General features: G+C 70.1%; 1 protein-coding gene. It reads left to right on the top strand.

The window, feature by feature from the left end; all coding sequences use genetic code 11:
• A partial coding sequence (locus tag ACFF45_RS35435; RefSeq protein WP_381351159.1) for an acyl-CoA dehydrogenase occupies positions 1-1,141 on the top strand: 1,141 nt, incomplete at both ends.

Raw genomic sequence — 1,141 nt, forward strand, 5'->3', positions numbered from 1 at the left:
CTGATTTCGACCTGTACCGCCCGTCGGAGGAGCACGAGATGCTCCGCGACACCGTCCGCGCGCTGGCCGAGGCGAAGATCGCGCCGCACGCCGCCGCGGTGGACGAGGAGGCGCGCTTCCCGCAGGAGGCGCTGGACGCGCTGGTGGCCAACGACCTGCACGCGGTGCACGTGCCCGAGAGCTACGGCGGCGCCGGCGCGGACGCGCTGGCCACGGTGCTCGTGATCGAGGAGGTGGCCCGCGTGTGCGCCTCCTCCTCCCTCATCCCGGCGGTGAACAAGCTGGGCTCCCTGCCGGTGATCCTGTCCGGCTCCGAGGAGCTGAAGAAGAAGTACCTGACCCCGCTCGCCAAGGGCGACGGCATGTTCTCCTACTGCCTGTCCGAGCCCGACGCGGGCTCCGACGCGGCCGGCATGAAGACCCGCGCGGTCCGCGACGGCGACCACTGGGTCCTCAACGGCGTCAAGCGGTGGATCACCAACGCGGGTGTCTCGGAGTACTACACGGTGATGGCGGTCACCGACCCCGACAAGCGCTCCAAGGGCATCTCGGCGTTCGTGGTGGAGAAGTCCGACGAGGGCGTCTCCTTCGGCGCCCCCGAGAAGAAGCTCGGCATCAAGGGCTCCCCGACCCGCGAGGTCTACCTCGACGACGTGCGCGTCCCCGCCGACCGCATGATCGGCGCGGAGGGCACCGGCTTCGCCACCGCGATGAAGACCCTGGACCACACCCGCATCACCATCGCCGCGCAGGCGCTCGGCATCGCCCAGGGCGCCCTGGACTACGCCAAGGGCTACGTCAAGGAGCGCAAGCAGTTCGGCAGGCCGATCGCCGACTTCCAGGGCATCCAGTTCATGCTCGCCGACATGGCCATGAAGATCTCGGCCGCGCGCGCCCTGACCTACCAGGCCGCCGCCGCCTCCGAGCGCGGCGACGCCGACCTGACCTACCTCGGCGCCGCCGCCAAGTGCTTCGCCTCCGACGTCGCCATGGAGGTCACCACCGACGCCGTCCAGCTCCTCGGCGGCTACGGCTACACCCGCGACTACCCGGTCGAGCGCATGATGCGCGACGCCAAGATCACCCAGATCTACGAGGGCACCAACCAGGTCCAGCGCATCGTCATGGCCCGCAACCTGCC

It is taken from the genome of Streptomyces cinereospinus, assembly GCF_042430725.1.
In the GTDB taxonomy this organism is placed as follows: domain Bacteria; phylum Actinomycetota; class Actinomycetes; order Streptomycetales; family Streptomycetaceae; genus Streptomyces; species Streptomyces cinereospinus.